Origin of the sequence: Microbacterium sp. 13-71-7, from assembly GCF_002257455.1 — a bacterium.
Taxonomy (GTDB): domain Bacteria; phylum Actinomycetota; class Actinomycetes; order Actinomycetales; family Microbacteriaceae; genus Microbacterium.
On the sequence record NZ_NCKN01000177.1, the window covers coordinates 1 to 8,736 of the forward strand.

Below are 8,736 nucleotides of genomic sequence, written 5' to 3' on the forward strand. Positions count from 1 at the left end.
CGCGCAGCCAGATCCGTCGGGGCGGCGACGCGGTGCCGGATCCGATCCGCGCGTACCGCGCACGTCCGCGAGCGCGGCTCTCCAGCAGGAGCAGGGCGAAGCACAGCAGCATGAGCACGCCGGAGAGCATGCTGCCCGCGGAGCCGTTGAAGGTGGACCGGTACTGGTCCATGATCGCGGTCGTGAAGGTGTCGAAGCGGATCAGCGCGAACGCGCCGTACTCGCTCAGCAGGTGGAGTCCCACGAGCAGTGCTCCGCCGAGCAGCGCGAGGCGCAGCTGCGGCAGCACGGTGCCGAAGAACACGCGCACGGGGCCGCGGCCGAGGCTGGCGGCGGCCTGCTCGAGAGCCGGATCCAGCCGGGCCAGCGCCGCGCGCACCGGCAGGTACACGAGGGGGAAGTACGAGAGAGTCGCGAGCAGCACACCGGATCCGAGTCCCGCGAGCGAGGGGATCGCGGAGACCCACGCATAGGAGTTGACGAACGCGGGGATCGCCAGCGGCATCGCGAGCACCGCGCCCCACGCGCCCGCCCCCGCGAGCGAGGTGCGCTCGACGAGCCAGGCGCCGCCGACGCCGATCACGGCGCACAGCGGCACGGTGATCGCGACGAGCAGCACGGTGTTCGTGAGCAGCTCGCCGACGCGGGGCCGGAAGATCAGCGCCGCCGATTCGGCCCAGCCGATCTGCGCCGCGGTCGTGACCACGAACAGCAGCGGCAGCAGCGAGAGCGCCGCGACCACGATGCCGGCGGCGACGACGACCCACGACCCGGCTCCTCGGGAGACGCCGCGGGGCGGCCGGAGCTGTCGCGCTCCGGCCGCCCGTCGGGAGGTGGTCGTCGTGGTGATGTCTGCGCCTTAGAGCAGGCCTGCCTGGGTCATCAGATCGGTGACCTGCTTGGAGTTCAGCGTAGCCGGGTCGATGGTCGGCGCCTGCAGGTCCTTGAGGGGGACGAGCTTCGGGTTGGCGGCGACACCGGATCCGACCGGGTACTCGAACGACGTACCGGTCTGCAGGATCTTCTGGCCCTCGGCGCCGGTGACGAACGCGAGGAACTTCTGCGCCGCGGCCTGGTGCTTGCTCGACTTCAGCACGCCGCCGCCGGACACCGACACGAAGGCGCCGGGATCCTGGTTCTTGAAGTAGTGCAGCTGCACGTTCTTCGAGTTCTCGCCGGTCTGGGCCTGGTCGCCGAACCAGTAGTAGTGGTAGATCACGGCGCCGTCGATCTCGCCCGCGTTCACGGCCTTCATCGCGGTGGAGTTGCCCTTGTACGCGACCGAGTTCGTCTTCATGGCCTTGAGCCACGTCTCGGCGGCGTCGGCGCCCTTGAGCTGCACGAGCGCGGAGACGATGGCCTGGAAGTCGGCGCCCGAGGGGGACGCGGCCCAGCGGCCCTTCCACGACGGGTCGGCGAGATCCATCAGGGACTTCGGCAGCTGCGCCTCGGTGAGCTTCGACGTGTTGTACGCGAACACGGTCGAACGGGCGGCGATGCCGACCCACTTGCCGGAGGACGGGCGGTACTCGGTCGGCACGTTCTTCAGCGCCTCATCGCCCGGCGAGGTGAACAGGCTGGCCTTCTCGACGGCCGACATCGAGGGCGAGTTCTCGGTGAGGAACACGTCGGCGGGGGAGCGGTCGCCCTCCTGGATGAGCTGCTGCGACATCTCGGTGTCGTCGCCGTTGCGCACCTGGACCTTGATGCCGGTCGCCTTCGTGAACGCGTCGGTCCACGACTTGGTGAGCTCCTCGTGCTGCGCGTTGTAGATCGTGATGGTCTGGCCCGAGAGGTCGTCGCCGCCGGCCGTGCTCGACGTCGGCGTCGAGGAGCCGCTGCAGGCGGTGAGCGCGAGGGCGACGGCGGAGGCCGCCGCGGCGGCGGAGAGCAGTCGGAGGGAACGGTGCACGGAGAGTCCTTCGTGGAGGGAGAGGCGCGGAAGTCGCGAATCACATAATAGGTAAGGCAAGCCTCACTCACCAACTTGATGACCCTGCTGTGAATGGCATCGCGCCCTTCGCGGAAGGAAGCGCCCTGCGCGGTTCACGCCACGCCGTAGAACCGTGCGGCGTTGCCCCAGAGGATCGCGTCGGCGTCGAGGCCCCGCGCGATGGCCCAGTCCGTGACGGTCCGGGCCCACAGGGCGCGGCTCTCGCGGCGATACTCCTGCGGGTCGCCCGCGAGGGCGGAGACGGGCCAGTCGCCGCCCCACAGCAGGCGGCCGGATCCGAACGCCTCCGCGGCCGCGTCGAGGAACGGGATCACCTGCGCCGGGCTCCAGGCGCCGCCCGTCTCGGCGGGCAGCCCCGACAGCTTGACGGACACCTGCGGGTGCGCCGCCAGCGCGCGCAGGTCGCGCAGCCAGGCCGGGGAGGGGCGGAGCGGATCCGCGGCCGTGCCGATCGCGGGCTTCCCGAGGTGGTCGAGCACGATCGGCAGCGCGGGGACCGCCGCCGCCAGGTCGGAGACGTCGGACAGCTGGTGAGCCCGGACGCATGCGTCGAAGCGGAGCCCGTGCGCGGCCAGCGCCGCCGCGCCGGTGCGGAACGCGTCGCTGCGCGCGGTGGCGTCGGGTTCGTCCTGCAGGTTGTGCCGCACGCCGACGACCCCGTCGAGACCGGCGAGCGCGGCGAGGTGCGCGGTCGTCCGCTCCCCGCGATCGAGACGCGCACCCGCCACGATGCCGAGGACGCCCGTGCGCGCGGCGGTCTCGGAGACCCAGCGCACCTCGTTGAGGAACTGCGACTCGACGCACTCCGCCTGCACGAAGATCGCGGCCGTGCGCTCTGCGTCGTCGACGCCCGCGTGCGCGAGCTCCTCGGCGGCGAACCGGTGCGCCAGCGGCCCCGCGAGCCACTCGTAGTCGAGGCGGGACGGATCCCACAGGTGCAGATGGGAGTCGAGGAGGCGCATGGTGACATCCTTTCGCAGATCGGGGCGCGTGTGGCGAAGACATCCGATGTTCTCGAAAGCCCCTAGGATGACGCCATGGCAGTCACCGACGAGGCGATCGAGAAGATCAAAGCGATGATCGTGTCGGGCGAGCTCGGCCCGGGCGACCGGTTGCCGCCCGAGAAGGAGCTCGCGGAGCGGCTCGGCCTGAGCCGCAACTCGATGCGGGAGGCCGTCAAGGCCCTCGAGGTGATCCGGGTCCTGGATGTCCGCCGCGGCGACGGCACGTACGTGACGAGCCTCGAACCCCACCTGCTGCTCGAGGCGATCAGCTTCGTGGTCGACATGCACGACGACGACTCGCTGCTCGAGCTGTTCGCGGTGCGGCGCATGCTCGAATCGCAGGCCACGGGCCTTGCCGCCACGCACGGCGACGATGACGCGATCGCCGCGCTGCAGGCCGAGATCGACGGGATCGATGCGGGTGTCTCGATCGACGACCTCGTGGCGCACGACATCCGCTTCCACCGGGAGATCGTGCAGATGACCGGCAACGGCTATCTGGCGAGCCTCATCGACAGCCTGTCGAGCCAGACCATCCGCGCCAGGGTGTGGCGGGGCCTCACGGAGCAGGGCGCCGTGGAGCGCACGCTCTCGGAGCACCGCGCCATCGCCGACGCGATCGCGCAGCACGACCCGTCGCTCGCGACCTCGCTCGCGACCGCGCACATCGCCGGCGTCGAGCGCTGGCTGCGCCAGGCCACCCAGGCCACGCAGGCCTGATCTCGTCTCGGCCTCCGTGGGCGGGCTGGATCCGCTCCCGTTGAGGGGCCGGATCTGCTCCCGTTGAGGGGCCGGATCTGCTCCCGTCGAGGGGCCGGATCTGCTCCCGTCGCAGATCCTGCCGCTCTGTGCTCGCGAGAGCGGCTTCTTTTGCGACGGGAGCGGGAGGAATGACCCTGGATTCGTTCCCGTCGCGAATGATGTCGTTCTGGGCGCCCGATAACGGCTTCTTTCGCGACGGGAGCGGTGCGGGAGTGGCCGGTTCTGCGATGGGAGCGGGCGGAGCGGCGCCGGGTCAGCCGAGGAGGGCGCGACGGATCCGGCGTAGCAGTTCGACCTGGTCGGAGAAGAGGGCTGCGGTGACCTCGATCACCGTCCACCCGGCGGCGCGGAGGGCGGCGATCCGCTCCACGTCCCGCGCGTACCGCGAGTGATGCAGAACCCCGTGGTACTCGATCGCGATCTTCCGCTCCGGATACGCGAGGTCGACGCACCCCAGGAAGCGGCCGCGAGAGTCGTAGACGTCGTGATTGAGCGCGGGCTCTGGCAGCCCGGCGAACACGATGAGGCAGCGCAGCGCGGACTCACGGGGAGACCAGGAATCCTCGCGGACGAGTTCGACGGCTTCGCGGAGCCGGACGATCCCCACACGCCGCCCGGATCCGATCGCGAGACGGAACTCATCGAGCGTCGCCAACGGGGCCCGCCCTGAATCGGGCCGTCCAGGGCCATCGCGCCAGGCGCGGCAGAAGTAGTCGCCCAGGGCGACGAGATCCACGAGCGGCACGGTGCCGAAGACGCCGATGTGCACGGGAAGCCGATCGCCGGGAACCGCGATCCCGTCCTTCATCGCGAGCGGCAGCGGCGCGTGCCAGAGGGCCGCCGCGGATTCCCTGCAGAGGAACTGCCCATCACGCAGGCGCGGGACGCACGCATGGATCCGGCTCAGCCGCTCGCGCGCCTGCCGGGCGAAGGGATCCTCGTCCTCATCCGGGTCGAGGTGGGCGGCGCCGGGCCGGGTGCGGATGCCGTGGAACGGGCGTCCGAGGTCGGATCGGCGCAATCGCCCGGCTCCGACACCCGCCGCCATGGCGTCCCGCACGTGGAAGGCCCCGCCGAGCCCTTCGGGCAGACTCCGTGGAGTTCTCATCCCGGCACTCTGACACCATGAGCGCGCGGGCGAGCCGGTTATCCACAGGCCCTGTCGCGCACCGATCGCCGGGGGCCTGTCGAACGCCCGTTCCCGTCGCAGAAGATGCCGCTCTGAATGCGAAATGGCGGCTTCTTTTGCGACGGGAGCGGTGGAGGGCCGCCAGGACCAGCCATCGGCCGGGGCCGAGCGGGGCCGAGCGGAGCCGAGCGGGGCCGAGCGGAGCTGAGCTGAGCGGGGGCGGGTGCAACCGAGTGCGGCCGGGCCGAGCGGTGCCGAGCGCCTCCGGGCCGAGTTACTCCGCCCGGAGGCGCAGCCGGGCCATGCCGCCGTCGACCTCGATGAAGGTGCCGGTGGTGGATCCGGAGGCGGGGCTGACGAGGTACAGCACGGCGCCGGCGACCTCGTCCGGCGACACCAGGCGACCGTGCGGCTGACGTGCGTTGAGCGCGGCGCGCTCCGCGGCCGGGTCTGCGGCGGAGTCGAGCAGCCGGCCGACCCACGGGGTGTCGGCGGTGCCGGGATTGACGGCGTTCACGCGGATGCCCTCGCGGAGGTGATCCGCGGCCATCGCCCTGGTGAGCGCCGAGACGGCGCCCTTCGACGCGGAGTACAGGGCGCGCTGCGGCAGTCCCGTGGTCGAGGCGATCGAGGCGGTGTTGCAGATCGCCGCGGCGGGCGACTGCCGCAGCCACGGCAGCGCGGCGGCGGAGACGCGGGCGATGCCCGTCACGTTGATCGAGAGGACGCGGGCCCACTCGTCGTCGTCGTTCGCCGCGATGTCGCCCTGGGCGCCGATCCCGGCGTTGTTCACGACGATGTCGATGCGGCCGAAGCGCTCGCCGATCGCGGCGACCGCGGCGTCCACGCTCGCGCGGTCGGACACATCGGCGGTGAAGGCGGCGAAGCGCGGATCTGCCCCGGCCACGTCGCGGTCGAGCACCGCGACCTGCGCGCCCTGACCGTGCAACTGCGCGGCGATCGCCGCGCCGATCCCGGATGCGCCGCCCGTGACGATCGCCACGAGTCCCTCGACCTGACCGGTCATGCCTGTGCCTCCCATGCCTTGAATTCCTGACGCTGGCCGCCCAGCCCCTCGATGTCGATCTCGACGACGTCCCCGGCGCGGAGGTACGGGAACTTCCCGCCGAACGCGACGCCCTGTGGCGTGCCCGTGAGGACCAGATCCCCGGGTTCGAGGGTGATGTACTGCGAGATGTGGTGCACGATCTCGGCGACCGAGAAGATCATGTCGTTCGTGTTCGAATCCTGGCGCGGATCGCCGTTCACGAAGCTGCGCAGGCGCAGGTTCTGCACGTCGACCTCGTCGGGCGTGACCAGCCACGGGCCGGTCGGGTTGAACCCGAAGGCCGCCTTGCCCTTCGACCACTGCCCGCCGGAGACCTCCATCTGGAAGGCCCGCTCGGAGACGTCGTTGCAGACGACGTACCCGGCGATGTGCGACTCCGAGTCGGCGGGGGAGTCGAGGTAGGCGGCGCGGGATCCGATCACGACGCCGAGCTCCACCTCCCAGTCGGTCTTCTCGCTGCCCCGCGGGATGGTCACGGCGTCGTCCGGCCCGACGACCGTGTTCGGCGTTTTCAGGAACAGGATCGGGACCGTGGGCGGCTCCGCCCCCGACTCGCGGGCGTGCGCGGCGTAGTTCTGCCCTACGCAGATCACCGCGCTGGGGCGCGCGATCGGCGATCCGATCCGCAGCGCCGCCGCGTCGGCCAGCTCCGGCAGGGCGCCGGCATCGAGGGCGGCACGCGTGCGCCCCACGGGGTCTGCGGCGAGGAAGTCGCCGTTCACATCGGAGGTCACGGACCGAAGATCGTACGTACGGTCTTCGGCGATGACGACCGGGATCTCGGATCCGGGGTCGCCCAGACGCGCGAACTTCATGATTCTCCTGCCTTCTCACGGGGATGGGTGGATCCGCCGCCGGAACGACGGGAGCGGATGCATCCCGCGTTGACAGTATAGACATCCGATGTTTACACTCCAACTGTCCATCCGATGTTTACACTCCAACTGTCGAGGAGCGAACCGGCCTTCTGTGCCGCCGCTCCCGATATCAGGCCCAGAACAGGAGAACCGTGAGCCGCATCGTCGCGCTGGAGACCAGCGACATCCGATTCCCCACCTCGCTCAGCCTCGACGGCTCCGACGCGATGAACCCCGACCCCGACTACTCCGCGGCGTACGTGATCGTGCGCACCGACGCGGCCGACGGCATCGAAGGACACGCGTTCGTATTCACGATCGGCCGCGGCAACGACGTGCAGGTCGCCGGCATCGACGCGCTCGCCGGGCACCTCGTCGGCCGTGAGCTGGAGCCGCTGCTCGACGACATGGGCGGCACGTTCCGGGAGATCATCGGCGACTCGCAGCTGCGCTGGCTCGGCCCGGAGAAGGGCGTCATGCACATGGCGATCGGCGCCGTGATCAACGCCTTGTGGGACATCAAGGCCAAGCGTGCAGGGCTTCCCCTCTGGCAGCTGCTCGCGCGGATGACACCGGAGGAGATCGTCGACCTCGTCGACTTCCGCTACCTCACCAACGCCCTCACCCGCGAGGACGCCCTGGCGATCCTGCGCGACGCCGAGGCCGGCCGCGCCGAGCGCGAGCGGCAGCTGCTCGCGACCGGCTACCCGGGCTACACCACCAGCCCCGGCTGGCTGGGCTACTCGGACGAGAAGCTCGAGCGCCTCGCCCGGGAGGCGATGGCCGACGGGTTCACGCAGATCAAGCTCAAGGTCGGCGCCGACCTCGACGACGACATCCGCCGGTTCCGCAAGGCCCGCGAGGTGTGCGGCCCCGACTTCCCGATCGCGATCGACGCCAACCAGCGCTGGGAGGTGTCGGAGGCGATCGCCTGGGTGAACGCGCTCGCCGAGTTCCACCCCGCCTGGATCGAGGAGCCGACCAGCCCCGACGACGTTCTCGGGCATGCCGAGATCGCCCGCGGCGTCGCGCCGATCCGCGTCGCGACCGGCGAGCACGCGCAGAACCGGATGATCTTCAAGCAGCTGCTGCAGGCGGAGGCGATCCAGGTCATGCAGATCGACGCCGTGCGCGTCGCCGGCGTGAACGAGAACATCGCGAACCTGCTGCTCGCCGCGAAGTTCGGCGTGCCGGTGTGCCCGCACGCCGGCGGCGTCGGCCTGTGCGAGGCCGTGCAGCACCTCTCCATGTTCGACTTCGTCGCCGTCTCCGGCAGCCGCGAGGGGCGCATGATCGAGTACGTGGATCACCTGCACGAGCACTTCGTGGTGCCGACCGACATCCGCGGCGGCTCCTACACCGCGCCGACCGCACCGGGCAACGGCATGGAGATGAAGGCGGCCAGCCGTGCCGCGTTCGCCTGGACCGGCGAGCACCGTGAGGCGGGTGCGCATGTCTGAGTCCGTCGACACGGCCGCCCGGCCCGAGATCCCCGCCCTGGGCTACGGCGCCGCGAACGTCGGCAATCTGTTCCGCCCGCTCACCGACGATGAGGCCTGGGCCGTGCTGGACGCCGCGTGGGAGAGCGGGATCCGTCTCTTCGACACGGCTCCGCACTACGGGCTCGGGCTCTCGGAGCGTCGGCTCGGCGCGTTCCTGCAGACCAAGCCGCGGGACGAGTACGTGCTCTCCACCAAGGCGGGACGGCTCCTGCGCCCGAACCCGGACCACGCCGCAGGCGGGCTCGACACGGCGAACGACTTCTTCGTCCCGGACGAGCTGCAGCGCGTGTGGGACTTCTCGGAGGCGGGGATCAGCGCCAGCCTCGACGAGTCGCGCGAGCGCCTGGGCATCGAGCGCATCGACATCCTCTACCTGCACGACCCGGAGCGGCACGACCTGGATCTCGCACTCGCCGAGGCGTTCCCCGCGCTCGAATCGCTCCGCGCGGAAGGACGGGT

Annotated in this window: 8 protein-coding genes and 1 pseudogene; 3 read left to right on the plus strand and 6 right to left on the minus strand. The window is 70.8% G+C overall.

Annotated features, from left to right (window positions below; genetic code table 11):
• The 3 genes and pseudogenes from B7X32_RS15230 to B7X32_RS15240 all read right to left on the minus strand — a co-directional run.
• A pseudogene (locus B7X32_RS15230) lies at positions 1 to 745 on the minus strand (ABC transporter permease subunit); the annotation flags it as partial.
• 114 nt (positions 746 to 859) lie between these two features.
• Entirely contained in the window at positions 860 to 1,912 is a 1,053-nt protein-coding gene (locus B7X32_RS15235; protein ID WP_292721363.1) for an iron ABC transporter substrate-binding protein, read from the minus strand.
• 134 nt (positions 1,913 to 2,046) lie between these two features.
• Positions 2,047 to 2,916, minus strand: a complete 870-nt coding sequence (locus tag B7X32_RS15240) for an amidohydrolase family protein (RefSeq protein WP_292721366.1) — start codon at positions 2,914 to 2,916, stop codon at positions 2,047 to 2,049.
• Positions 2,917 to 2,991: 75 nt separating this feature from the next.
• Between B7X32_RS15240 and B7X32_RS15245 the strand changes: the two genes are divergently transcribed.
• The gene (locus B7X32_RS15245; RefSeq protein ID WP_292721369.1) at positions 2,992 to 3,678 is read left to right on the plus strand and encodes a FadR/GntR family transcriptional regulator; all 687 of its coding nucleotides are present in this window, start codon (positions 2,992 to 2,994) and stop codon (positions 3,676 to 3,678) included.
• Between the two features lie 295 nt (positions 3,679 to 3,973).
• Here the strand turns inward: B7X32_RS15245 and B7X32_RS15250 are convergent, their stop codons facing one another.
• The 3 genes from B7X32_RS15250 to B7X32_RS15260 all read right to left on the minus strand — a co-directional run bounded on the left by B7X32_RS15250 (position 3,974) and on the right by B7X32_RS15260 (position 6,733).
• Positions 3,974 to 4,828, minus strand: coding sequence for a hypothetical protein (locus tag B7X32_RS15250; RefSeq protein ID WP_292721372.1), 855 nt, complete (start codon positions 4,826 to 4,828; stop codon positions 3,974 to 3,976).
• A 295-nt stretch (positions 4,829 to 5,123) separates the two neighbouring features.
• The gene (locus B7X32_RS15255) at positions 5,124 to 5,876 is read right to left on the minus strand and encodes an SDR family oxidoreductase (RefSeq protein ID WP_292721375.1); all 753 of its coding nucleotides are present in this window, start codon (positions 5,874 to 5,876) and stop codon (positions 5,124 to 5,126) included.
• Positions 5,873 to 6,733, minus strand: coding sequence for a fumarylacetoacetate hydrolase family protein (locus B7X32_RS15260; protein WP_292721377.1), 861 nt, complete (start codon positions 6,731 to 6,733; stop codon positions 5,873 to 5,875). Before B7X32_RS15260 ends, B7X32_RS15255 begins: the two co-directional genes overlap by 4 nt.
• A gap of 194 nt (positions 6,734 to 6,927) precedes the next feature.
• Here B7X32_RS15260 and B7X32_RS15265 point away from each other — a divergent pair, with 194 nt between their 5' ends.
• Positions 6,928 to 8,235 carry an L-fuconate dehydratase gene (locus B7X32_RS15265; RefSeq protein ID WP_292721380.1) on the plus strand — a complete coding sequence of 436 codons (1,308 nt, stop codon included), beginning with the start codon at positions 6,928 to 6,930 and terminating at the stop codon, positions 8,233 to 8,235.
• Positions 8,228 to 8,736 (plus strand): aldo/keto reductase (locus tag B7X32_RS15270; protein ID WP_292721383.1); only part of this gene is annotated, 509 nt, incomplete at its 3' end. The genes B7X32_RS15265 and B7X32_RS15270, both read left to right, overlap by 8 nt.